Genomic DNA, 24,358 nt, shown 5'->3' with positions numbered 1-24,358 from the left:
ATTTGTTTCACGTCCACTGTTTAGGGCGTCCAATACCAATTTTATAAACACGTACTCAAATCTTGGTTGCTGTGCGTTACGCTTGGATAGGCATTCAGCTCGTTGCTCTCAATTTTTCCGCCTCAGACGTGAGGGGGCAAACCGGAAAACTTTTTACCGTCGGTTCCGAGCTGTCGAGTAGCATGGTGATAGATATCCACCAGGATCGAAGCGGTTACATCTGGATTGCAACCGAAGATGGGTTGAATAAGTTCGATGGAACCAATTTTACGATATATAAGCAGAACCCGCAGGAAGCGAATTCGATGCTGAATAACATCGTACGTGTCATTTCCGAAGATGCTTATGGCAAAATGTATATCGGCTACATAAACGGGCTGCAATATCACGATCCGGCGACTAAGGAGTTTCATACCATTCCGTTCATCCTGCAAGGAGGCATCACCATTGATGCTCACGTGATGACCATATGCCAGCGTAAAAACGGGCAGTTGCTGGTGGGGACGTCCGGATACGGGTTGTTTGAAGTTTTGTTTGACCAGGGGCGGTGGTATTGCAGCCAGGTTGCCGTGGGGATTCCCAGTGACATGATCATTAAGATCGTTGAAGATACCAAGGAGCGGCTTTGGGTATCCACCGAGGATCAAGGGCTTTTCCTGTTGGAGGGCAACACCTCCAAAAACTACTTTGCGTCAAAAGAAGTACAGAACAATGTCATCTCGAGCATCGTGGAGGATGAACACGGAGGCCTGTGGGTGGGCAGTCTCAACAATGGCCTGTTCAAATACGATGCGTCGGCCGACACCTTTTGCCGGACGCCAAGCTGTGATGATGCAGATCTGCCCATTTCGGATTTAATCGTCAGTGCAGCAAACACGATATACGTGGCTACCGATGGACGGGGCGTGAAATATGTTGACCCGGCGGTAGGGGAGTTGGTAGACTTAGATCTTCCCATCGCTACATTCAACCACGCAAAATCGAAAATGAAATCGATTCTGGAAGACCGCGATGGTAATATCTGGATGGGGCTGTACCAGAAAGGGGTCTTCATGATGCCGGCTCATAAACACCGTTTCGGTTATATCGGTTACAAATCGATAAACAAAAACCTCATTGGTAGCAACAGCGTCATGGCTATATGGGAAGACCGGCGGGGCGAACTTTGGGTGGGTAGCGACAACGACGGTTTGTACCGGGTCGGTCCCGGCCTCACATCCAGCAAGCACTACGCAAACGAAGGTCAGGCTCCCGGTACAATCATGGCCATTTTCGAAGATTCCAAGGGGCATCTTTGGGTGGGGTCTTACCTTGAAGGGTTGGCCAGGTTTGACCGTGAATCCGGACGGTTTAGTTATCCTGTGATACTAAAAGACAAAAAGAACGCGAATGTACAGCGGGTTTTCCGCATCGCTGAGGATGCCTACCAACGGCTCTGGCTTGCGACGATGGGGTCCGGATTATTCCGGCTGGATCTCCATTCTTACGAAGTGAAGCGCTATGCCACGGAAGAGAAAACAAAGTTCAAACCCCAAAGCAACTGTATACCCAATGACTGGATAAACTGCGTATCGGTATCTCGTGACAACAAATTGTATTTTGGTACCTATGATGGGCTGGGGTGTCTGGATTTGGAAACCGAAAGTTTTGTGTCGGTATTCGGGAGAAACCGACTCTTCGGCGACGTTGTCATCTATGCGTTGTACGACGATGACCAAGGAAACCTTTGGTTGGGCACGTCTAAAGGGTTAAAGCGATTGAAAATACCCTCCCTGGAGGTTTCGGAGTTTGGTGTGGAGGATGGCCTCCCGAGCAATATCGTCTGGTCTGTCGAAGGCGACCGGCACGGCGACATCTGGCTGAGCACCAATCGGGGCATAAGCAAGTTGGATGTACGCCGAAAGCAGTTTCTGAATTTTCATGCTGGCGATGGCCTGCAAGGCGATGAGTTTATGCGGGGCGTATCGTTGAAAAGCAGCGATGGAAAACTATTTTTCGGCGGGCTGCATGGCATCAGTTATTTTAATCCAGATGAGATCCATATTCAGCGCAAGGTGCTGGCCGTACAGGTAGTCGATCTGTACATTCATGGCAAAGCAGTGCGAAAAGGAATGAAATCAGGTCGATTCAATATCATTGACACGGCTATCAACCAGGCGTCTGCGTTTCACCTGGCGCATCATGACAATTCGTTTACTATCGAGTTTTCGACGATGGATTTCAGCGATTCCGAACGGGTTGTTTTCCAGTATTCGATGAATGGCAATGCATGGATATCGTTACCACCTTCCAGCAATCGAATCACGTTTGACAACCTCATGTCAGGCACACACCGCCTGCTTGTGCGGGCAACCGCTGCAAACGCGAGTTCGGACATCAAAGCGGTCACCCTTGTCATACACCCCGTCTGGTACTTGTCGGCATCCGCTAAGGCATGTTACATCGTCCTTGCCTTGTTGCTGGGATATGGTATCCTCACGGCGGTGAAGAGCCGGAGACGTATTCGCCACCAAATGCGGGCCCACCGGCGGAAAGAAGAAATCAACGAAGCGAAACTGCAGCTGTTTGTCAATATCGCACATGAAATCCGTACACCATTGACCCTGATCGCCAGTCCGTTGAAACGGTTAAAACACATGGACAGCCATCCGGAAGGCGGGTATCTTTACCGGATTATGGACCGGAATGTGCGCCGCATGCTGGATTTGGTCAACCAGATGCTGGACGTTCAAAAAATCGAAAAGGGTTTGATGACGTTGAAATGTACGCAGATAGACATGGTCCGGTACACCCAGGAAGTATGCGCGTTGTTTGAGGAAGAGTTTTCGGCCAAAGCGATTCACTTCTCGATAAAACTGCCGGACCAAGCCTGTTTTGCCCGTATCGATCCGCGAAATTTTGATAAGGTGCTGGTCAATGTGCTTTCCAATGCTTGCCGGTTTACGCCCTCCGGTGGTTGGATAGCCGTTGAGCTCTGCCGGACCGGGCATGACCGATCCGGAGAGCTGCTGACCCTCTCGGTGGCGGATTCCGGTCCGCAGATTAATGAGCAAGATATTGATCGAATTTTTGACTGTTTTTACCAATCAGACACCCATCGCGATCATAACAATAGCGGTACCGGTATTGGATTGTATCTGGCCAAACAGTTGATAGCGCTGCACGGCGGAACTATCCGGGCAGAAAACCTAAAAGAAGGCGGTTGCAGGTTTGTCATCACGATGCCCTTGGCCAAATCGGGGGAGGTGCTCAACGATGGGCTTGCCCAAGTATCAAGAAAACTAACAGAACCGTATATAGCGCCGGTGGCGCCCGCGCCGCCCCGTTTGAAGAACGGGAAGCCAAAACGTGTGCTGGTCGTGGATGACGATTCGGATATCGTGGCGTACCTCACCAAGTCGCTTTCGCATGCCTTTGCTGTGTCTGCTTATTCCGATGGCCTGTCGGCCTACAAGCACATTCTGTCGGAGCCGCCAGATCTGGTCATAAGCGACGTCATGATGCCGGAGCTGGACGGGTTCTCGTTATGCGAAAAAATAAGGAACAATCCGAATATCAGCCATATACCAATCATCCTGCTTACCGCCAAGGCCCAAGAGGCGGACAACTTGGACGGTCTTGAACGAGGGGCGGACGCCTACATGACCAAGCCGTTCAATACGGAGCTCTTGCTAAAAGCAATAACGTCAATCATAAAAAACCGAGAGCTTATCCGCAAAAGCGAACGCGAGCAGCGCTTCCAGGAGGAGTATATCCCGGCGTTGTCCATAAAGAGCGCCGATGAAAAACTACTGGAAAAAATACACCAGCTGATCGAACATAATCTCAATAATCCGTTGCTCAGTGTGGAGATGATTTCTGCTGAAATCGGCATCAGCAGGGTACATCTTCATCGGAAGCTGAAGCAACTGACCAACATGACCACGCGCGATCTGGTCCGAAATATCCGGCTGAAGCAAGCCGCCCGATTGATTGAAAAAAAAGGCTTGTCAGTTTCCGAGGTAGCCTATGCCGTCGGCTATTCAGATTTAAGCAACTTCTCATTATCCTTCAAGCAAATGTACGGTGTTTCGCCCACGGCTTACGCCGCCCAGAAAACCGGAAAATAGATTGACGGACACAACGACCTGCTCTCCATTTTTTGTCCGCAAAATTAGCCGGATCGCCGTGGCCGGCACTGGGCATTTGTTTCATAAGCTTATTCCTATGTTACATGCATACGGATATTGATGAGGATCCATGTACATTCGTTGCAAACGAGCATATTATAAACCAATAAAGTTATTGCACGATGTTTTGGAGTAAAGGACCTTCACCTGGTTTGCGTACCGCGATATGCTGTCGGATTCCGAAGGGAATCCGTACGGTCGAACCACCATAACATAGCCGACCCGCACAGCAATTATTAAACTAACAATCCATAAATCTAGTAATGATATGATCAAAAAAATGAAACGCTTAAGGTTTTTTATCCTCAATGCAATATTGGTCTCTGTAATGCCAACGATGGCACAACAACGCCATGTCGTTGGTGTGGTCACCGATTCCCAGACCCATGCACCTATAGAGGGTGCCGCGGTCAAGGTATTGGATACCCAACTGGGTACTTCTACAGACGCTGAAGGCCGTTTTGTCTTGCCGAACGTTCCCAATGGTGCGACGCTCGAAATTAGCTCCGTCGGATTTATTCCCAAGCAGGTATCCGTTCCCCCGGCCGGAGAATTGGCCATCAGCCTGGAAGCGGCCGTCGACCAGCTGGAAGAAGTGGTCGTGGTAGGCTACGGCACCCAAAAGCGTGCTACGGTGACCGGCGCCGTAAGTTCGATTCAAGGAGACGATATTGCCCAGATACCGGCTCCGAATGTTTCGCATTCCATTGCCGGGCGCCTGCCGGGTGTCAGTATGCGCCCCAACGGTGGCCAGCCCGGTTCGGACGATCCGGACATCCATATCCGGGGTATCGTTACCACCGGTGCGAATCAACCACTGATCGTCGTAGACGGCGTCAGGCGCGACAACATCAGGCAGATAGACCCTGCGGCTATCGAGTCCGTCACGATTCTGAAAGATGCCGCTGCCGTGGCCCCCTTCGGGATAGGTGGTGCAAACGGCGTCATCATGATTACAACAAAAAAAGGGCGCACAGGAAAGCCCACCATTCATTTAGGTACGTCGTACGGATTCCAAAATCCGACCTATTTGCCCGATATGTTGGACGCCCGGGATTACATGGCTTTGCAGAATGAAGCCTATTACAGCCAAACGCCAAATGGCACAAGCCCACCTTTTGACCCCGATTTTGTAAATAACTATCATGCTTTGCATCAGGAGAATCCCTGGCAATACCCCAACTCCAATTTCCTGGAGCTGTTCAATAAGAACACACCTGTACAAAGCCATAATCTCGACTTAAGTGGCGGCACGGAGCATGTTACGTACCGGGCCGGGTTAGGGTATTTTGATCAGCAAGGGTTATTTGACAAGGTAAGTTATCGCCGATACAATTACAATGTCAATCTCGAATCCAACGTGACGCCAACGACAAAAGTGGGCTTGGGTATCCACGGATCAGTAGAACGCACCAATGATTTGGATGCAGACGCACAAACCTCCGGCCAGCTATTTCGTTCGTTCTACAAATATTTGCCAACGCAAAGTCTCACCTATCCAGGAACAGATTATTGGGGGGAGTCGTCTGCCAACACGCCGGTGGGCGTATTGCGATCGGATGGATATGACCGCAGGGATCTGAATACGCTGCTGGGTTCGTTTTTCGTCGAACAGCAGATTGTCGATGGGCTGAGCGTAAAAGGGGTATTCAGTTACGATCCCAGCCAGACGAATGTCAAATCCTTTCATGTACCTTTCAAATACCACGTAATCAACTTAAATACGTCGCCGTACACGTATACCGAAGCCGTCTCCCTGCAAGAAGGTACCGGAAGGCCTTATACCTGGTTGGGGTTGGAAAACAGACGGCGTACCAATTACACCTACCAAGGGTTTATCAACTACGATAGGGCGTTTGGCGATCATCAACTTACCGGCTTGTTGGTAGCCGAGGCACGGAATTATACCGAAAACTGGTTTACCGCCCGGCGGAATAATTTCAGCCTCCAAATCGATGAGCTCGGCTTGGGCAGTTCCAACCGGATGGATTTCGAGAACGACGGTTTGTCCGCCACCGGCAGTGAGATCGGATACGTTTATCGGGTAGGTTACTCGTACAAGCAGCGGTATATTGTTGAAGCAGCCGGAAGATACGACGGCCATTATTATTTCGCGCCGGGCAGAAGATGGGGGTACTTCCCGTCATTTTCGGGCGCCTGGCGGATTTCCGAAGAACAATTCTTCGAACCCTTGAAGGGATGGCTGAGCGAATTCAAGTTGCGCGGGTCTTGGGGCAAGGCCGGTATGCTTGCCGGAGAGGCATTCCAGTACCTCACCGGATACAGCTTGCGCGGCAATGCCTACGCGTTCGGTAGCGGTTCATTGGTACAGGGGTCGAGTGCCATCCGCGAAGCAAACCCCAATATTACCTGGGAAGTCTCGACGAAGTCCAACATTGGTTTTGATGCGTTGCTGTGGAATGGGACCGTCAATGTCGAGTTCGACTATTTTACCGAACAACGAACCGGCATGCTGCTGGCCCCGCAGGTTACGCTGCCGGTAGAATATGGCTTAAGCCTGTCCGAAGAAAATAAGGGCGAAATGGCCAATAGAGGGTTCGAAATCAATGCCGGTATCCGTAGGCAGCCTTCGGCTTCCTTTGGTTGGTCGCTTTCGGGGAATGCCAGTTTCGCCCGGAATCGCATGATTGAAGTCTTTCAGACCGACGCCGAACGTGATAATCCCAATAGGACCCGGGTCGGCCGTCCGTTTGGAACCCCCTACGGTTACAAATCATTGGGACTGTTCAGTACACAGGACGACATCAACGGCGATGGGATCATTGACGAGGCAGATGGCTACAATGTCCGCCAGTTCGGCGTATTGCGCCCCGGCGACATCCGTTATGCCGATCTCAGCGGCCCTGACGGGGTGCCCGATGGCGTAATTGATAACCACGATCTCACCGTGATCGGCTACCCCGTATATCCCCAATGGACATTTGGGCTTATGCCTTCCGTCAATTGGAAGGGTGTTGACCTGTCGTTGTTTTTTCAGGGATCGGCCAACTCCAGTGTCAATTTACGCCAGTTTATGACCGTACCTTTTGAAAATAACGGCAGCAATACCGGATATGAATATTTCAACAACCGTTGGACACCCGACAATCAAGCAGCAAAGTATCCGCGTGCCACACCGTCGCCTCAATCCAATAATGTCCAAGATTCGGACTTCTGGTTGGTAAATTCCAGTTACCTGCGGTTAAAGACCTTGACGTTGGGCTACACATTGCCTGATCGGGCAAGGCAGTGGTTGGGCGGAGGGGGCCTGCGCGTGTATCTGGTGTCCAATAATCTGTTGACATTCAGTAAAATCAAGCATATTGACCCCGAACTGGGCTACGATGACCGTGAAACCGCGTATCCTGTCATCAAATCAACCACGTTCGGATTGGAGCTGACCTTCTAACTTATAGCATAAGGAAATTATGAAAACTAGGAATTTAATCTGGAGTATGTTGATGGTTGTGTTTTATGGATGCAGTCAGCAGGATTTTCTTGAGAACGAAAACAAAGCCAATTTAACAGACGAAACCCAATGGGCATCGGAAGGGAATGCCGATATTTTTCTTAACGATTGCTACAGCGAGATACCGTTGAAGTGGAATTTTGCCGAAAACCTCGATTATTATTCTGATGATTACAACATCAGCCATTATTACACCGCTTCCAACTGGCGGCAAGGCATCTGCCTGGTGCCCGGAGAAAGTACGACAAACGAATGGGGGGGCACCCATGGGCCTACCTATGGTTATACCTGGGCCTCATTTTTCACCAAAATACGGAAGCTCAATACGTTCATCCAAAAAGTGACCGAGAACCGAGCAAATTTTTCGGAAGACTATGCGAATCAACGGATCGACGAAGCCCGGTTTTTACGGGCATTTTTCTACAGCGAATATTTCATGCATGTTGGCGGCTTACCGATCATTACCGAGCCGCTGGATAGGAATACGATGAGCCAGGAAGAACTCCAGCGGCCACGAGCGACCTTTGAAGAGACATTCTTGTTTATCACAAACGAGCTGGAACAGGTCGTGAACAACGGTTTCCTTGCGGTCAAATATGGAAAAAGCGATCCGGATGCGGGAAGGGCGACACTCGGGGCGGCATTGGCCCTGAAAGGATGGATAGAACTTTTTGCAGCAAGCCCATTGTTCAATACGGCGGCGCCGTATTTGCCCGATCCTGGCCGGGTCGTTCATTTCGGCAACCACGATCCGACCAGGTGGGCGGTAGCCGCCGCTACCAATCGGCAGTTTATTGAACGGTTCGGTGCCGCCGGGCCTTATGGGCTGTTCGGCGATTTGCCAAACCTGTGGCGGGAAGCCAATGAGTATAATGAAGAAGTGATCTGGGATCGGCAGGTCGTCGCGAACGTTCCGGGGTTGGGTTCAAACTACGAACGCCGGGGTGGCCCCACCTACGTACTTGGCGAATACATGACCTGGGGCAATTACAACCCTACCCAGGAGCTGGTTGATCAATTCAGCATGGCCAACGGGCTGCCGATTTCGGCACCTGGTTCAGGATACGATCCGCAAAATCCGTACGTCAACAGGGAAAAGCGATTCTATGACTTTATTGTATACGATGGTGCACCATACAAGCTCGACTGGATGCCAGAGGAAGACATCATCTATACCCGTATCGATTTGACCCATCCCAACCCCGATCGGTCAAATCAGATCGACCTGGCCGGCAACACGGATATCGGAGACTCCGGGTATTACCAGAAGAAAAAGCTCAACCCCGATGCGCCCCCTGGCGATGATATGAGCGGGCAAAACTATGTTTTTTACCGATACGCCGAGGTGCTCCTCAATTATGCCGAGGCACAAAATGAAGCCTTCGGTCCGGACCAATCGGTATATGACGCTATCAATCAAGTCAGGCAGCGGTCAGACCTTTCGGCATTGCAACCTGGGCTTTCCCAAACGCAGATGCGTGAGGTTATCCACCGCGAGCGGCGGGTGGAGTTGTGCTTCGAGGACAAACGGTATTTCGACAATAAACGGTTGGCACAGGGTCCGGAGACGATGGGGAAACCCCGGCACAATATGGTTATCCGTAATACGGTGCCCTCAAACAATTCGGGCACCTGGGTATACAATGTCGAAGTTGAGCGAAAATACACGGTCCGGTTTGAGCCGAAACAATATATGAGCCCGATTCCACAGAACGTCATTGATCAAAATCCCAAAATCACACAGAACCCCGGCTATTAAAGCCGGTTTTATGACCTCGCATGGGTATGTACATCATGCTTTGTTTCCATCGCAAAGCACCAGCACATCTCGCCCGGCGTTTTATCTACACCCCTCCGGGTATGGAAAAGCAGCCGGGCGATACCCCGTGCTGTATTTGCAGCACGGTCCAATCGAAGCCCGTCGCCGGCCAAGACACGGCCGTCTGGGGAAATAAGGATCCGTTTTTTCTGCCACCCGGCGCAGAAGCTTACAAACGTGACATTCCTGACGCCATTGTAAAATTTTATGATACCGGCCACTTTGCGCTGGAAACACATGCGGCAGAAATAGGCGCTGATATCTTAAAATTCCTGGATTCGTTGTCCTGATTTGCGATCGCCTAACGGTACAGGAAACTGAATGCTGCGTTTCGAAGCGTGTTGTTTTATTTTTATTTGGAACGATTGTTCCAAATATGTAGATTTGCGGAACGTTCGTTCCAGAATGAAGGAGCATTTATTAATTCAAAAAAAGCAAAAATGAGCAAACTAAAAGACAAAGTCGCAGTTGTAACAGGCGGCAGTTCAGGAATTGGCTACGCGGCCGCAAAAGAACTCGTCGCACAAGGCGCAAAGGTGGTGATTACCGGCCGCAATCAGGCCGCCATTGACCAAGCGGTGCAGGAGTTGGGCAGCCAAACCATCGGTATCCGCGCCGATGCCGCAAGTATAACCGATACGGAAAAACTGGTCGAGCAAGTAGCCACCCGTTTCGGTAAGGTTGATGTGCTATTCGTAAACGCCGGTGTCGCTTTGCAAGAGCCGATAGGGCAGATTTCGGCACCCATCTTTGACGAACTCGTCGGCATCAATTTCAAAGGAGCCGTTTTCACAACCGAGAAGTTTATTCCCGTCATGAAAGACGGAGGGTCCATTATTCACATGACTTCGGTCAGTGCATTTACTTTTGCATATGGCACAGCCATATATTCCGCTACCAAAGCTGCACTTACGGCGTATAGCAAGTCTGCTTCCGTAGAGCTGGCAGACCGGAAAATCAGGGTGAATACCGTTGCCCCTGCGATGACGGAAACCCCCGCGATTCACAAGGGGCAATTTGCGGATGATGAGATTCACGCGCTTATTAAAAGCAAGTTTCCCTTCAAGCGTTACGGAACGCCCGAAGAAGTTGCCAAATTGGTTGCCTTCCTTGCATCCGATGACGCTTCTTTTATTTCAGGTGGTGAATTTACAGTTGACGGCGCAGCTTCCGTAAACACATTCCGGATATAAATTTTTTTGCCTATATTTGGAATGAACGTTCCGTAATTATATCTTTGTGAGGCAATTAATTGCCTCACAAAGATTTTTTTATGGCACGAACGAAAGTATTTGATCAGGATGTCATTTTAGAAAAAGCGATGCATGTCTTTTGGCAGAAAGGCTACAACGCTACCTCCGCCCAGGATTTGGTGGACAATCTGGGCATTAGCCGCTCAAGTTTGTATGACACCTTCGGCGACAAGCATTCGCTTTTTATAAAGGCGTTGCAGCGCTATCGCAAAGAACGCATAGACCCCGTTATAAAAGGATTGGATACAGCCGAAGACATAGAAGCTTACGTCAAATACATTTTCGAGACCGTAAAAGTCGAGGCTGTCGGCACAAGCCGGTCAAAGGGGTGCTTTATGGTCAATTCCGCGGTTGAGTTGGCCCCCGTTGACAGCGAGGTAGGGGCAATAGCCAATTCAATCATGCATGACACGGAGGAAGCGCTCTGCAAGGCGATAAAGAAGGGGCAGGACCGGGGCGTCTTTACAACAAAGTATCCCGCACGTTCAATGGCACGGTTTGTCTTCAATTCATTAAACGGATTCCGCGTAACCATGAAGTTTGATGGCAGCAAAAAAATGTTCGATGATATTGTCAATGTTTGCCTTTCGTTTTTGAAAAGCTGACGGTTATTGCGGCGTCATATCCCGGCGCAAAAGCGCGTGCTCCGCACATTTGTGCCGTTCTAAGCATCATTGAAAAACCTCCAATTCATATATGGAGTAGCCGACTTTCCCTGTCGCCCGCTGTTTCATGTCCAGCCTGATAAACCGTGCCTGCATGGGGCGGGGCATCACGATCGTTTCCAATGCTCCCGAACCAATGGTGGTTTGATGGCCACTATACCAGTTTTTGCCATCGGCAGACAGCATGATGTTATATGCTGCCGCATAGGAGGCCTCCCAAAGGATATTGATTTTGGTCAGCGGGTAAGTTTTCCGCAGATCCAGTGTCAGTGAAGCTTCCGCACCGGGTTTACTGGACCACCGGGTAGTGAGGTCACCGTCTATGATGTTGCGCAGGCCGAGCAGGCCGCTTTCATTCTCGGCCGCGGAGCCATCAATGGAATTGCCGTAGTAAGCGGCGATATTCCCGGTGCCGTCCTCGACAACCTGCAACACCATTTCCTTTTCAGTGACCAACCCTTTTTCGTTTTGTATAGCAACGGTGAAACGGGCGGTACCGGTGTCGCCATCCAGTGCCAGATCCAGGTGTTCTCCGTTGCGCTTCCCAAGTTTGAATAGGGTAGAAGGGTTTTCGATCCTATGAACGGAAACGCCGCCCCCCGCCAGGATTGATGCCGTAGGAGAGGTCAGGAAGCGCTCGTACTGCAGCGTCCTGTTTGAAATGGGCGGTATTGCCATCTGGTATATCAATGGGTAGCCGGTGAGCCATCGCACACCGTTTTTCAGCAATTCCTGATAGCCGGGATTACTTTTGGCGGTGGCATCATGACCGAGGGTGAGGCTCATGATCTTGCCACGCTTAAACGGGCGCCACCACATTACCGGGTGGTTCTCAGCTCTGGCAATCACGTCGATGTCAGGAGTGCTGGGCTGAAAAAAATACAGCTCATCCGTGATGTCGAAATCGCCGACAGACAGGGATATCGGATGCGGGCGGGATGCCCTGAAGGAATACGGATATCCCCAGAATTCATGGTTCGCCGTATGTACGCGGAATGTTTTCGGTTCGGCCGATGGCCCTCCGATGAAGATTCCCCCGATGAACTCCTCATACTTTTCCCAATTGAGGAAACTGAGGATGCCGCAATGAAGGGTGAGGAATGATTTGCCGTTTGCGACAAAGTCGCGGATTGCATCCAGCCCATCCGCATCCGGTGCCAAAAATAAAGAATTGCTTATCAATACGTCATACTGCGTTAAGTTTTCCGCATTCAGGTCGCTGAGTTCGGCTGTGCTGTCGATGTCTACGATACCGTCGAGGATTTCAATCACCTGGTCATTCTGGAACTCATGGACCCAGGGAGGATAATTCTCCTGGAGTTCGGGCATGTTCCCGTTACCGGTCAGCAACAATGCCTTGGGAAGCTGCTGTCCGGAAGTCATCGAAACGGAAAAGACGGCGGATAGTGCCGTGATAAGGCAACGCGACAGGTTGCCTATGGGCGTGTGGGCAATTGTCGCTACTATCCGTTTGGACACATCGTGTTTCATCGGTTAAATCCTTTTCATTGTGATGTCTTATTCTGTTGCAGCGAATTCCTTTTTCGCTCGTTGTAGCGCATCATCTTGTCCGTGGCGCCGCAGTATTGAGGGTTGCACCACCTGCGGCGCCCGTTCTTTGTTTCATCCAGAAACACCCATCCGCACCTGGGGCACTCCTTTATCCGTTCCAGCCCATGTTGCGTGAGCAGGTCGGCCAGCGAACGGATGGTTTTCCAGACCGGGGCGAGTAAGTCGTCGGGGGCTTCCGATTGATCCAGCACAAACCGGTCGCCGGTGTACAGCAGGCGCTGCTTGGACGAGCCCTCGGCCAGCAGCCGGTTCACGGCAGGCAGGAGGTTTGCTTGCTCCTCCTCGTCTTGCCGGGCGACCGCCGATATGAATCCATGCAATAAGCCCCGGATTTCCTTGATTTGGTGTAAGGCCCGCTCCGCTTCACCCGGTTGTTCAAGGGCCAGCCGGTTCAATACGTCCAGCCGTTCCGGACTGGATACTTCCAGTTTCCTGCACCAATCCAGGAAGTCGCCGTAACTTCCCAGATAGTCGTGCCGATCTGCCCTGGTCCAGTAGCTGACCGTATTCACGAAGTTGCAGCACAGGACAGAGCTGTCAATCGTCAGTGTCGCTATCGTTCTCTTTCTTGCCATGGTATGCTTATTCAAGGTTTATCCGGCCGCACCGGTAATTCCTCATCTCATCATTCGTTGTTCCAAGGTTATCAAATATACCGGAGCCATAGGTTCTGCCGGTGTTCCTCCTTGTAGCGGCTGTACCACCGGCATAGGGGGTACATTACGCACACGACCCCCATCCACACCAGGTACACCCCGGCCAGCGGCAACCCGCTCGGCGCCTCGGGCCGGCCGAACCGGAAACCGAACAAGAAGTCAGCGGTGCTGAATCCCTGGATAAAAAGCACGGCAAACAACGCCAGGTGGATCACGTACCAGTGCAACAGGTAATAGAACAGCGGTACTTTCCCGTAAACCATGACTATCCTGGGGATAAGGCCCTTCATACGTTCTGCCGCGCTGAGCAGCAGAAACATGATGCCGAGCATCAACAGGTCAAACTGTAACGAGGGTGGGTACTTAGACACGTTCAAAAACGACATCACGCTGAACAATGCATCTTGCTGTGTGCTCCAGGGCGCCGGGTCGCCGTAGCCATTGACAGACCGCAGTGCGGTGAAGGCCAGCAGGCAGATGGCCCCCAGTTTCAACAGCAGCCCTGCCCGGTCTTCCGTTTTCTGCAGCAACGTTCCGAACCCATAGCCCATCAGCATGATCGCCAGCCAAGGAACCGGCGGGTAGCCGATCAGCAGCGTGGTATCCGTTCCCAACGGGATGGCGTTTACCGAAAACAAGGGAACGTTCGGCGGAAGGAGGTTATGGAGGCAGGCAATGGCAAGGCCAGCCACGCCCAGCACCCCTGCCGGTACGCGGATGGCGAGCCCCAGCACGACGAGCCCGATGCCGATGGCCGCGATGACCTGAAACAGCAGTACGCCGAAGCGGATGTCAAACCATATCCCGAAATTGACAACCGTAAATTCGAGGATCAGCAGCCAGACGCCCCGTGAAATCAGGAAACGGCGGCTTGCCTGGGTATCCCCGCTCCTTGCGGCCGATAGGAATGCCGACGTGCCGGCAAGAAATACAAAAATCGGTGCGCAGAGGTGCGTGATCCACCGGGTGAAGAAAATGGCGGGCGTTGTTGTGCCCAGGTTCGTCGGATCCTGCGTCAGCGAATCCACGTGGATCAGCTCACGGACATGATCAAGGGCCATGATCACCATGACCAAGCCCCTCACAATGTCAATGGAAGCAATCCGGGAAAATTGCAACGGCGTTGTTTGCATACTGCTTGATGCTTATTTCACAAAAATATTTAATTTACCATCAAAATAAAAATAAAAGGTAAATTTATGGTCAAGATGGCGTCAGGTCCGTTGCCGTCGAACACACCGCTGTCTCTTCCACCCCCTTAGCTTGTCTCCTTTTCCCAGCCTCATTGCCAGATAGCCGTGGTATCTTTGCATAAACGACCATTAAAACAACACAGCATGGGAAAACTAATTGCAGGAATCAATATGACGCTTGACGGGTTTTGCGACCACACGTACGGGATTGCAGACGATGAATTGCATCAGCATTACAGCGAACTACTGAGCAGTGCCGGTGCCGTTCTATACGGAAGGATAACCTACCAGCTGATGGAGTACTGGCCACCTATCGCAAAAAATCCTACCGGTAACCGAGCAATTGATGAATTCGCCGTGATCATGGACAGCATTCCCAAGATTGTCTTTTCCCGGACGCTGAAAAAAGTGGATTGGGCAAGTGCGCGGGTCGCAACGCGAAGTTTCGAAGAAGAAGTGTTGGCACTCATGCAACAATCGGATAAAGATATTTTGGTGGGCAGTCCAAGTTTGATTGTAGCCGCTACCGAACTCAACTTAGTTGACCAGTACCAACTCTGTGTACATCCCATTATTGCAGGGAAAGGCTTACCGTTATTTAAAAATATAAGCGATAAGAAGTCTCTGAAGCTCGCAAAGACCAAAACGTTAGGTTCCGGCGCCATCGTGCTGTACTACGGCCCCGGCAAATGAAGCAGGTAGTGGTGTAGGGCATGGATAGATAGATTATCAGATATCTGCCTGCCTATATGTTCCGGCGCATCTCCAAAATCTACTTCCACGTTGAGTTTTTTGGAGAGTAGCTTTCCCACAAACAGCGATATATTATAAATTTCTTTTGTTGCTTTCAATCGCAATGAACTCAGGTAAATAATCGGGCGTACACCCTTTTGACACCATCTCACCTTTATAAAGCCCCGTTTTCTCTCCAATTCCAATACATCGTATCCGGTGTTTTTTATCAAAAACCCCGATCCAGCCTGCCGTGAAATTCATAGCCCATTGTACTTCAGGTTCTTCGTTTTCTATTTGCTTTTCAATGGTCGATAGCAATTCTTCAGTATTAGGCGGAGGCGTTTGTCCCAGCCAACGCAAGCGAGCCTGGTAATACCAAAAAATTCGTCTCTGAAGTGAAGAAGGGCTGTTCCGCCACGATTCCATCAGCGTTACCGTTTTCTTGTCTTTCGATAGCTGGTTTGCCATCAACCAGTCCATGAGTTGATTGCGCTCATCGAGTGGGTGATCCTGCATGTCCTTGCTCAGCTTATTAATCAAATCCTGTGAAAGAAGTTTGTTGTCCATAATTAAGATCGCCAATAGCCTGGGCAAAAGTTCCCCGGATGACCATAGTTCCATGGCCAGGTTGTGGTCCTTTTTGACATCCTTAGCAATTTTCCGTAAGTCACCCAGCTTAGTTTTGCTATTGATTTGATCCAGGATGCTTTCTGCTTTTGAAGAGCGTTCCATATCAATCTTTCGGTTTATTTATTCGAGACAAACAAATAATTCTGTTCGGGCCAAGGCAGCACGATTGGTATCGATAAAATTAAGAACGAATATAATGAAATCCAAACTATCATTGGATGCTTTTTTGATTTTATCTACCTATAGTATCATGTCGCCGAGCCCCGGTCACATTCCATTGGCTAACAAGCCAATTATTTCAAATCTATCTGGAAAAGGAGAACTCCCGTTAAGGTACAATGTCATAAGTTGTCTTGTCATCGTAGCGAAAAATCGCTGACTGTATTTTTGCTCCTAAATTGTTATCTCGTCAAAAGTCGCATTTATTTCAGTTGCCGAAAAAAGAGCCATACAGGCAAACAGATCGAGCCATACAGGCAAATTGCCGATTGCTTTTTACCACATCTTTGTATCATGAAAACAATTGTTATGACAGGCGCAACATCCGGTATTGGCAAGGAGGCCGTTCAGCGGCTTGCGCAACAGCCCGGTACACGAATTATCGTCGGTGCGCGCGGACGCGGACGCATTGTACCGGAAGGGACAGAAGTCTTTCCGTTGGATCTCACGTCGCTGGAAAGCGTCCGATCCTTTGCGGCCAGCGTGAAAAAGCAGCTCGGAGACACCACGATTGACGTGCTGGTGCTCAACGCAGCGGTACAAGCAAAAGACAACCAACAGCAGAGTGCAGACGGTTTTGAATTGATGTTTGCCGTCAATCACCTGTCACATTACCTGCTTGCAAGATTGCTCTGGCCCCACATGACCGCTAGTGGCGTCATCGTCTTCACCACCAGCGACACGCATGACCCCGCACTCATCCCGTTCGCGCCCAAGACGCTAGACCCACACGGGCTCGCCAACCCCCAAAAGAAAGAATGGGGCATGCGCGCGTATGCCGCATCCAAGCTGTGCAACCTGTTGACGGCCCGTTCTTTTGCTGCAATCAACACGAAGGAGGGGAGAGGTATCAGCGTTATCGCCTACAACCCCGGTCTAACCGGTGGCACCTCGCTGACCGGCAAGCCTTCCCGGTTCATGCGAATATTGCTGCCGTTGGTGCTCCGCCCGCTGTCGCGCGTGGTGAGCCTGTTCAAACCTCCGTTTTTCGTCGGTACGCCCGAACGTGCCGGCGGTGTATTAGCAAACCTGGCGTCTGGAGAAATCCGGTTGCCAGAGGGGCGGGTGTATGCTTCATTGGTTAGAGGAAAGGTTACATTTCCCGATCCTTCGCAGCTCGCCCAGCGCGACGAAGTAAAGGACTTGCTATGGCGGGCGAGTGCCAAGATGGTCGGGTTGTCCGAACGATAATATCCCGTATCTTTATCCTGATGAAGTATTCTACCGAGATAGTACCCGGCCGCATGGTCTATTCGCTCAATACAGAAAAAGAGCGAATACGGGACGGCCTCATCCCCGAAAGCCTGCTGGTACTGCAGATTTCCGGACAGTTGATGTTTGAAACCTCCGGCGAGAAAATCCTGACCCAGGCCGGAGACATGCTGCTCATCCGGAAAAACCAGTTGGCCAAAGCCACCAAAATACCAGGTGAAGACGGTGCGTACCAAACGATACTAATCCTGCTGAACGGCGATACGCTGAGAAAATACGCGCTGGAGCATCAGGTAGAAATCACGCAGAAATACAAAGGACCCCCCAATATATTTATACCCCAGAATGAGTTTCTGAAGGGCTTCTTCAAATCGATCATACCCTATGCCAATAACCCCAAAGCAGCCGCAGCACGCCGGTTGGGTAGACTGAAAATCCGGGAAGCCGTGGAGCTCTTGCTGGATACCCTGCCAGACCTGAAATACTTTCTGTTTGACTTCTCCGAGCCGTATAAAATTGATTTGGAAAGTTTCATGTTCCAGCATTTTCAATTTAATGTTCCACTGGAGAAATTCGCCCGGCTGACAGGCCGGAGCATTTCCAGCTTTAAACGCGACTTTCACAAAGCATTCGGTGTGCCCCCAAGGCAGTGGCTGCAGGAAAGACGTCTGGAGGAGGCACGCCGTCAGCTTGAACAACAGGGAAAGAAGCCTTCCGAAATCTACGTGAACCTGGGCTTTGAAAGCCTGCATCACTTTTCGAATGCGTTTAAACGTCGGTTCGGGGCGTCGCCAACGAGGTATAACAGGGTATGACGTTCGAGCGTGTTTTTATTTGCAATCCATTTGCGAGGCACAGCTCCGGCTGGTGTAGCCGGAGGAGGGGGCGTTAAGATAGTGGTGAATTAGGCCTTTTTTGGAGGCAAATCGAAGGCTATGGCCTCATGCTCGAAGTGCCCGTTATGTGATCCATCGCAAAAAGGCTTGTTTTTTGAAAGCCCGCAACGGCAAATAGAAAGTACCGTTCTCCCTTGTAAGCCATAGGCTTTACCATTTCTGTCCACGATTTCAAAATCGCCTTCGATTCTCACTGATCCGTTGTTATTAATAGTTAGTTTAGTCTTAGCCATTTAATTCCTTTTTGCTGTCAAAAATAGCGCATAGAAATGATCAATAGACATCTACTTATAGTTTAGAAACATTATACTGTATTACAAGTACCGGCTTACTTCAACGATTTGCTCTATAAAGAATCGCGTACTATCCGTCCCAGTTTTCATGCATTGAGCTGTCATGGTGAAGCCTTTAACGATGTATCCGCGTAGCCGCGCCGTTGCCCACAATCGCGGGTCTTTACCCAGATGATTGCCGGCTATCTTGGATATTTCCCGAAGTGATGGTTTTTATCGCGTCCTTTTCCTAATTTTATACCATGAAAATCGCATTGGCTTCACCGCCGATTTGTCCGGATAAAGAACAAAAAAAGGCATGGCTGGACCAACTTACTGAGGCAGCCAAATCCACAGGTGCATCGATCGTTTGCTTTCCCGAATCATTCCTGCCCGGCTATCCGGGCATGGGCTATCCAAGCAGCGACAGAACGCCCGACGCCTTGGAAAAGGCATTGGCGGAAGCGCAGTCCATCGCTGCCCGACACCGTATTGCTATTATCTTGCCGATGGATTGGTTCATCGGCGATAAGCTGTACAACGTGGCGCAGGTCATCGATGCCGATGGCCAAATCTTGGGTTATCAAGCGAAGGTACAACTTGATCCCTCCGAGGATGAATGGTGGACACCGGGCGATACGCGGCAGCTATTCGAAGTGAATGGGCTGGTCTTCGGTATTGCCATCTGCCACGAAGGGTTCCGTTACCCGGAAACCGTACGGTGGGCAGCGCGCCAGGGCGCGAAGGTGGTTTTCCACCCGCATTTCTCAGGCGGCAATACGGAGGGCGTCGTACTTCAGGAGTGGGGCCACAAGGACAATCCCTACTATGAAAAGGCCATGCAAATGCGCGCATTGGAAAATACAATCTATTTTGCCAGCGTGAATTATGCCACCACTTACCAGGAGTCCGGTTCCGCCATCATCGCTCCGGACGGCACATGCCTGGTTCATCAGCAATATGGCCAGCCGGGAATTACCGTCAGTGACATCAACTTGGCAAAGGCCACCGGATTGTTGGCAAACCGGTTTAAGCCTATAAAATGAAGTGAGGCCCCGCATTCGAGATAACCACCTAAAGAGGCAAAACTAAGAGAAAAAGAGCTGGGAGTAACGCTCCTTTTCTTAAGTAATTACTATGTTGCCGGTTCGGTACTATTTATTCAATTGTACGTCAAGATATTTTTCTAATGTCGTAGGAAGTTTTATCGTGTCGTTTGGCCGTTCGGGAACGGTTTTGTTGTCAATAACGGCTTGTGTCATATCGGATAGGTTGTTTGCCGTGTTTTCAGTAAAGCCGACAGATATAAGCGTTTCTTTCCACTTGTCTTGCGGAATGGATTGCACCGATACATTTTTATTAAGCAATCTAGAAAACGCATTGGCAACGTCAAGCGAACTGTATTTTTGCCCTGTTAGTTCATATATTCTTTTCATTTCCGATGATGTGCCGGTCATTATTTGGGCAATAAATTTTGCCAAGTCAATAGGCGAATTCATTTCGATTTTCAAATCCTTGGGAAAAAAGGTTGGCAACACCCCGTATTGTTCAATGGTTTCCAAATATCCCAACCAATTACTAAAGTAATAGGACGGTCTGATATATACTTTTTCTATTTCCAAATCGGCTAACGCCAGTTCCAAAATCCGCGACATCAAAACATTGCCTGTATTGCTTTCAATGTGTGCGCCTACACAAGATAAGGCAACAACCTTTTTTATTCCTGTTGCCTGAATAGCTTTTTTGTAGTTTTCAATTATTCGTTTGGTGTCTTCAATGATATCGTTTGAGGTTGGGTTTTCGGGAGTCAAGACAAAAACAGTCGTTCCGCCTTTAAACGCTTCTGTAAGTTGTTCTTCATTAAACAAATCCGCAGTTCGGGTTTCAATGGTTTTGTCAGAAAGTTTGTCGGGATTTCTCACGACAGCCCTTACAGGAAAGCCGTTGTTTTTTAGTTCGCTGATAAGATTTGAGCCTACTTGTCCTGTTGCTCCTACAATTATATTCATAGATTTTAGTTTTTAGTTAATGATACGGCAAAATTAAACAGGGGTGGTGACAACTGTATGTCAGGGGTGGGCAAATATTGCATCCTTTTTTTGAGCTAAGCGTAGGATAACCATATCATTAATGTCCAACTTCAACACGTCAAAGTCAATGAAATCAGCTAGAGGCATAGACTCATCGTATCTGCAGGGCTATCCCATGCAGAACTTTTAATATCCCATGGGTTGGATTTTCTGTTGCTTTTGGCGTAACGCGTAAGAGATAAACTGCTCCTATTGAAAAATTAAAATTTGTATCTGTTATCATAAATTTAGTTTTATGATTTTTGTGTATGACGAATAACAACTTAGAGCAGGAAAAATCTGCATTGCTTATTATAGATATGCAGTACGATTTCGCAAGTCCTCAAGGCCAAGCCTATGTCCATGGAACAGAAGAGATAATTCCCCACCTTGCTTCTCTAACACGTATATTCAGGAAATACGGCAGACCTGTGTTCCATATGATGCGCCTATATTATCCAGACGGAAGTAATGCTGAACTATGCCGTAGAGCGCTTATTTCGTCCGGTAAACATATAGTAGCTCCCGATAGTCAGGGTGCGGAAATCATTGATGAATTACTGCCTGAAACCGATAGCCCGTACGCTCATGACGAGCTTCTTAAGGGAAAGGTCATCCGGTGTGGTGATAATGACTACATCTTGTACAAACCGAGGTGGGGTGCATTTTACAACACGACATTACATGATGTGCTGCAATCAAACGGAATAACTTCGCTTTTTGTTGCCGGTTGTAATTTCCCGAATTGTCCACGCACAACCATGTACGAAGCCAGCGAACGGGATTACAAGCTTGCAATGATCCCGTCTGCAATATCGGGTGTCTACGATAGAGGCTTAGAAGAAATGCAGAATATCGGTATTCATATCTTCGACGATCTTGCCCTCGTAGATTTTTTTTTCAAAAGTGGAACACTAATCACCGATTATCACCCGGTCTATAAAGACGCTTTCAAGACATTGAATATGGCGTGGCTAAATCAGTATTTCGATATAGAACCGGTTGACGAATACGTATTGTCCAATCCGGAAGAGGCTATACTCAAAAATGGTGGCAAAATCCTGTTCGCCTTAAAAGGCGGGCAACCTATCGGTACGGCTGCCTTGAAAAAAATGGATGACGGTCGTTTGGAATTGACCAAGATGACCGTACATGAGAATCACCGAGGGTGTGGAATCGGCAAAATGCTCTGCACTCAGGCGATATCCGTATCCAAACGTCTTGGAGTGAAAGAGCTGGTACTTTTCTCACATACACGTTTAGCGGATGCCCTGAATATATATCGGAAATTAGGTTTCAACGAAACGGAGATAGATAAAACAAAATACAAAAGAGCCGATGTCATGATGAAGTTGACCTTTTAAATGCCCGGATTTAGGTATTTTTGGTCGAAGAACGGCGAATAAGCGAGCAGAGTTGGCCGATCAGTACAGATGCACACAGATGGAATTATTTAGTAAATATTTAGAAACAGCGAACAATGGATGTAAGATACCCAATCGGACAGTTTGAGAGACCTAACCTTATCGGCAAACAGGAGCTTTCGGGATGGATAAGGATTATAGCCGAATTCCCGAAAGAAATTGCCCGGGAGGTTTTATCTTTAACGGATGCACAGCTGGATACTCCCTACAGAGATGGCGGCTGGACGGTAAGACAGGTTGTCCACCATTGTGCAGATAGCCATATGAATGCCTTTATACGTTTTAAGTTGGCGCTTACCGAAACTAATCCGATTATCAAGCCTTATCATGAAGCGTTATGGGCCGAATTGCCTGACAGTAGAATTCGTTTGGAACCCTCGCTAAACCTTTTAAAAGGATTACACGAACGATGGAGTAGAATACTTGAAAGCCTTGGAGACGAAGATCTAAAAAGGACATACATTCATCCTGAACAAGGGCGGCCAGTTCCTTTGGACGAAGTTGTTGGCATGTATGCATGGCATTGCAAGCATCACTTGGCTCATATTAGGTTAGTGACCGCAACGGGCCAGGAAAAGTAGAAGCATATTTACGATATACTCAATAACTATCAAACAAATTCCAACGTTTCGCAAAGCTACCAAGCATTTCTAGATCGCGTTCCAATCGCTCGTTCCATAACAATCCGTAATTTAATCGGAGGCAATTTTCGTATTGATTTTGCAGGGTGAAAATTCTGCCCGGTGCAAAACTGATTTTATGTCGCAGGCATTGCTCATATAATGCGATGGTATCAACGGCTTTAGGTAGTTCCACCCAAATAACGAACCCGCCCTGCGGTCTGCTGGCCATTGTTCCGTCAGGAAAATAATCCGAAATGGCCCGTGAAAATTTGAGTAGATTGCCGTGGAGCGTATGCCTTAGTTTGCGAAGGTGGTTCTCATACCGGCCTGTTTCAAGAAACCCGGCAATAACTTCCTGAGTGATGGAAGTCGATGAAATATTGTGGTAGCGTTTCATACGCCTTACCTCATCTTTGAACTTTCCCGGAGCAACCCATCCCACCCGATAGCCGGGAGCGAGCGTTTTTGATACCGAACCGCACCACAATACCAGGCCGCTTTCATCGTAGGTCTTGCAGGATTTGGGACGTTGCTGGCCAAAATATACGTCACCATTGAGATCATTCTCAATCAGCGGAACATGATATTTTTCAAGGAGGCGCACCGTCTGTTTCTTGTTTTCATCGGGCATGCAGCTGCCCAGCGGATTGCTGAAATTGCTGATAAAGAGACATACATTTATCTTATTTTCTCTTAACGCATCTTCCAATGCGTTCAAATCAACACCATGCTGAGGATCAGACGGCAATTCCAATACTTTGACACCTAATACCTGAGCGAGTTGTAACATGCCGAACGAAACAGGACTTTCCATTGCTACCGTATCTCCTTTTTTGGTCAATGCCATCAAACAATATGACAGCGCGTTCAGGCAGCCGCTCGTGGTGATGATCTCATCATGCTTCAAATTACACTCCATTGCAAAAGACCATCGGGCAATCTGACGGCGTAACCGCTCATTTCCCTCCGTTTTGTCGTACATAACGCCGCTCCCTTTCAGCTCCCTTGTTGCCATCATAAGACCTTTGTTGAGCTTTGCTATGGGCAACAACTCATTTGCCGGGGTCCCCAGGGCAAGCGGTAAATGACCATCTTCCCCCAAGCTATCATAAATCTTACGTACCAACAATTCACTGTCGGCATAATTCGCTTCGGCCTCGGGAGTGGTAAGCTGGGGAAGCGCCGGAATTTTCGTTTTTGAATACCGCACATAATATCCCGACTGAGGTCGGGTCTCAATCAACATTTTACACTCTAAATAATAATACGCACTTAATGCCGTATTTTGGCTTACACCATATTCACGGCATATAGTCCGTAGCGAAGGGAGCTTATCACCGGTACGCAACGTCCCGTTCAGGATTTGTTGCTCAATAATTTTAGCGATACGCATATAAGCGAACTCCGACTTGTTTTGTGTTTTCTTCATTCCGTATTTTCAGACTGCTACCAACAAAAATAACAAAACTGCATCTGCTACCA

At 49.2% G+C, this 24,358-nt stretch carries 19 protein-coding genes; 12 read left to right on the top strand and 7 right to left on the bottom strand.

The window, feature by feature from the left end; genetic code table 11:
- Positions 1–71 precede the first annotated feature (71 nt).
- From B5X72_RS06710 to B5X72_RS06685, 6 genes are all read left to right on the top strand, one after another.
- Positions 72–4,109 carry a two-component regulator propeller domain-containing protein gene (locus B5X72_RS06710; protein WP_217698104.1) on the top strand — a complete coding sequence of 1,346 codons (4,038 nt, stop codon included), beginning with the start codon at positions 72–74 and terminating at the stop codon, positions 4,107–4,109.
- A gap of 340 nt (positions 4,110–4,449) precedes the next feature.
- A complete protein-coding gene (locus B5X72_RS06705; protein ID WP_176146119.1) occupies positions 4,450–7,578 on the top strand; it encodes a SusC/RagA family TonB-linked outer membrane protein in 3,129 nt (1,042 codons plus the stop codon).
- A gap of 19 nt (positions 7,579–7,597) precedes the next feature.
- Positions 7,598–9,397 (top strand): RagB/SusD family nutrient uptake outer membrane protein, encoded by a 1,800-nt coding sequence (locus tag B5X72_RS06700; RefSeq protein WP_079716088.1) that lies wholly within the window; start codon positions 7,598–7,600, stop codon positions 9,395–9,397.
- Between the two features lie 20 nt (positions 9,398–9,417).
- Positions 9,418–9,747, top strand: coding sequence for an alpha/beta fold hydrolase (locus B5X72_RS21015; RefSeq protein ID WP_245826857.1), 330 nt, complete (start codon positions 9,418–9,420; stop codon positions 9,745–9,747).
- A gap of 150 nt (positions 9,748–9,897) precedes the next feature.
- Positions 9,898–10,650: an SDR family NAD(P)-dependent oxidoreductase gene (locus B5X72_RS06690; RefSeq protein WP_079716505.1), complete on the top strand. Its 753-nt coding sequence runs from the start codon at positions 9,898–9,900 to the stop codon at positions 10,648–10,650.
- Between the two features lie 80 nt (positions 10,651–10,730).
- On the top strand, positions 10,731–11,315 hold the full coding sequence (locus B5X72_RS06685; protein WP_079716087.1) for a TetR/AcrR family transcriptional regulator: 585 nt from the start codon (positions 10,731–10,733) through the stop codon (positions 11,313–11,315).
- 66 nt (positions 11,316–11,381) lie between these two features.
- Here B5X72_RS06685 and B5X72_RS06680 read toward each other — a convergent pair whose 3' ends face one another.
- The 3 genes from B5X72_RS06680 to B5X72_RS06670 form a co-directional block, all read right to left on the bottom strand.
- Positions 11,382–12,866, bottom strand: a complete 1,485-nt coding sequence (locus tag B5X72_RS06680) for a ThuA domain-containing protein (protein ID WP_079716086.1) — start codon at positions 12,864–12,866, stop codon at positions 11,382–11,384.
- Positions 12,867–12,880: 14 nt separating this feature from the next.
- Positions 12,881–13,522: a CGNR zinc finger domain-containing protein gene (locus B5X72_RS06675; protein ID WP_079716085.1), complete on the bottom strand. Its 642-nt coding sequence runs from the start codon at positions 13,520–13,522 to the stop codon at positions 12,881–12,883.
- A gap of 71 nt (positions 13,523–13,593) precedes the next feature.
- Complete coding sequence (locus B5X72_RS06670) at positions 13,594–14,736, bottom strand: acetyltransferase domain-containing protein (RefSeq protein WP_079716084.1); 1,143 nt, start codon at positions 14,734–14,736, stop codon at positions 13,594–13,596.
- Between the two features lie 204 nt (positions 14,737–14,940).
- Here B5X72_RS06670 and B5X72_RS06665 point away from each other — a divergent pair, with 204 nt between their 5' ends.
- Positions 14,941–15,489, top strand: a complete 549-nt coding sequence (locus B5X72_RS06665) for a dihydrofolate reductase family protein (protein ID WP_079716083.1) — start codon at positions 14,941–14,943, stop codon at positions 15,487–15,489.
- A 132-nt stretch (positions 15,490–15,621) separates the two neighbouring features.
- Here B5X72_RS06665 and B5X72_RS06660 read toward each other — a convergent pair whose 3' ends face one another.
- Positions 15,622–16,263, bottom strand: a complete 642-nt coding sequence (locus tag B5X72_RS06660) for a DNA alkylation repair protein (protein ID WP_079716082.1) — start codon at positions 16,261–16,263, stop codon at positions 15,622–15,624.
- 411 nt (positions 16,264–16,674) lie between these two features.
- Here B5X72_RS06660 and B5X72_RS06655 point away from each other — a divergent pair, with 411 nt between their 5' ends.
- Together B5X72_RS06655 and B5X72_RS06650 are read left to right on the top strand one after the other, a co-directional pair.
- Positions 16,675–17,571 carry an SDR family NAD(P)-dependent oxidoreductase gene (locus B5X72_RS06655; protein ID WP_217698103.1) on the top strand — a complete coding sequence of 299 codons (897 nt, stop codon included), beginning with the start codon at positions 16,675–16,677 and terminating at the stop codon, positions 17,569–17,571.
- 20 nt (positions 17,572–17,591) lie between these two features.
- Positions 17,592–18,407 carry a helix-turn-helix domain-containing protein gene (locus B5X72_RS06650; RefSeq protein WP_079716081.1) on the top strand — a complete coding sequence of 272 codons (816 nt, stop codon included), beginning with the start codon at positions 17,592–17,594 and terminating at the stop codon, positions 18,405–18,407.
- A gap of 89 nt (positions 18,408–18,496) precedes the next feature.
- Here B5X72_RS06650 and B5X72_RS06645 read toward each other — a convergent pair whose 3' ends face one another.
- Positions 18,497–18,721: a CDGSH iron-sulfur domain-containing protein gene (locus tag B5X72_RS06645; protein WP_079716080.1), complete on the bottom strand. Its 225-nt coding sequence runs from the start codon at positions 18,719–18,721 to the stop codon at positions 18,497–18,499.
- 302 nt (positions 18,722–19,023) lie between these two features.
- Here B5X72_RS06645 and B5X72_RS06640 point away from each other — a divergent pair, with 302 nt between their 5' ends.
- The gene (locus tag B5X72_RS06640) at positions 19,024–19,806 is read left to right on the top strand and encodes a carbon-nitrogen hydrolase family protein (protein ID WP_079716079.1); all 783 of its coding nucleotides are present in this window, start codon (positions 19,024–19,026) and stop codon (positions 19,804–19,806) included.
- Between the two features lie 108 nt (positions 19,807–19,914).
- Here the strand turns inward: B5X72_RS06640 and B5X72_RS06635 are convergent, their stop codons facing one another.
- Positions 19,915–20,769 (bottom strand): NmrA family NAD(P)-binding protein, encoded by an 855-nt coding sequence (locus B5X72_RS06635; protein WP_079716078.1) that lies wholly within the window; start codon positions 20,767–20,769, stop codon positions 19,915–19,917.
- Between the two features lie 329 nt (positions 20,770–21,098).
- Here B5X72_RS06635 and B5X72_RS20915 point away from each other — a divergent pair, with 329 nt between their 5' ends.
- Together B5X72_RS20915 and B5X72_RS06625 are read left to right on the top strand one after the other, a co-directional pair.
- Positions 21,099–22,193, top strand: coding sequence for an isochorismatase family protein (locus B5X72_RS20915; RefSeq protein ID WP_217698102.1), 1,095 nt, complete (start codon positions 21,099–21,101; stop codon positions 22,191–22,193).
- 116 nt (positions 22,194–22,309) lie between these two features.
- Positions 22,310–22,834, top strand: coding sequence for a YfiT family bacillithiol transferase (locus tag B5X72_RS06625; protein ID WP_079716077.1), 525 nt, complete (start codon positions 22,310–22,312; stop codon positions 22,832–22,834).
- Positions 22,835–22,853: 19 nt separating this feature from the next.
- Here B5X72_RS06625 and B5X72_RS06620 read toward each other — a convergent pair whose 3' ends face one another.
- Positions 22,854–24,305, bottom strand: coding sequence for an aminotransferase-like domain-containing protein (locus tag B5X72_RS06620; RefSeq protein ID WP_079716076.1), 1,452 nt, complete (start codon positions 24,303–24,305; stop codon positions 22,854–22,856).
- Between the last annotated feature and the right edge of the window lie 53 nt (positions 24,306–24,358).

The organism is Parapedobacter luteus (assembly GCF_900168055.1).
In the GTDB taxonomy this organism is placed as follows: Bacteria; Bacteroidota; Bacteroidia; order Sphingobacteriales; family Sphingobacteriaceae; genus Parapedobacter; species Parapedobacter luteus.
Note: the sequence above shows the minus strand (reverse complement) of the source record. Positions and strands in the feature narration are given on the sequence as shown.